Below are 783 nucleotides of genomic sequence, written 5' to 3'. Positions count from 1 at the left end.
GCGCATCGCCGGCCATCAACGCGGTGAGCCTTCTCGTGATGCTGGCCGTCGGCGGACTTGCCAGTCTCTTTGCGCTGACGGCAAAGGCCGAGCGCTGAGATTGCATCATCGCAAGTCGATCGAGAAACAGGAACGGTGGATCGCCATCGCTCCTTTTTCTCAGTGACCGCAATCTCTGGTGCGTTCAGTGACCCCAGGTCCGTTCCAGCACACCGATCCAGTTCTCGTAACAGATCTTTCGCAAGGTCGCGTYGTCGTAGCCGTGCTTGCGCATCGCCTCGACAAGGTTCGGCAGGCCCGTCGCATCACCGATGGCGGCCGGGATGGTCGCACCGTCGAAATCGGATCCGAGGCCGACGCCATCGACGCCTACCTGTTCGATGAGATGGTCGATATGGCGGATCATGTCCGTCAGGGGCGTGTCGGCATTGCGCAGGCCGTCCGGGCGAAGGAACGAGGTGGCGAAATTCAAGCCGACCATGCCTTTGCTTTCGCCGATCGCCTTCAACTGCTTGTCCGACAGATTGCGCGAGTGCGGACAAATGGCATAGGCGTTCGAGTGGGTCGCAACGAGAGGCGCGTCGGAGAGTTTTGCGACGTCCCAGAAACCTTTCTCGTTGAGATGAGACAGGTCGATCATGATCCTGAGGCGATTACACGCCTTGATGAGCTCGCGGCCAAGATCCGTGAGGCCGGGGCCTGTGTCGGCGGTCGACGGATAGCGAAACGGCACGCCATGGCCGAAGCGCGTCGGCCGGCTCCAGACGGGGCCGATAGACCGCA

General features: G+C 61.4%; 1 protein-coding gene. It reads right to left on the bottom strand.

The genetic code is table 11. The annotated features are described in order from the left end of the window. Positions 1-184: 184 nt before the first annotated feature. Positions 185-783 (bottom strand): dipeptidase (locus tag AC1DT3_RS23070; protein WP_477467487.1); only part of this gene is annotated, 599 nt, incomplete at its 5' end.

The sequence above is a fragment of the Microvirga sp. P4_G7 genome, assembly GCF_056401005.1.
This window is presented reverse-complemented; position numbering and strand designations above follow the sequence as displayed.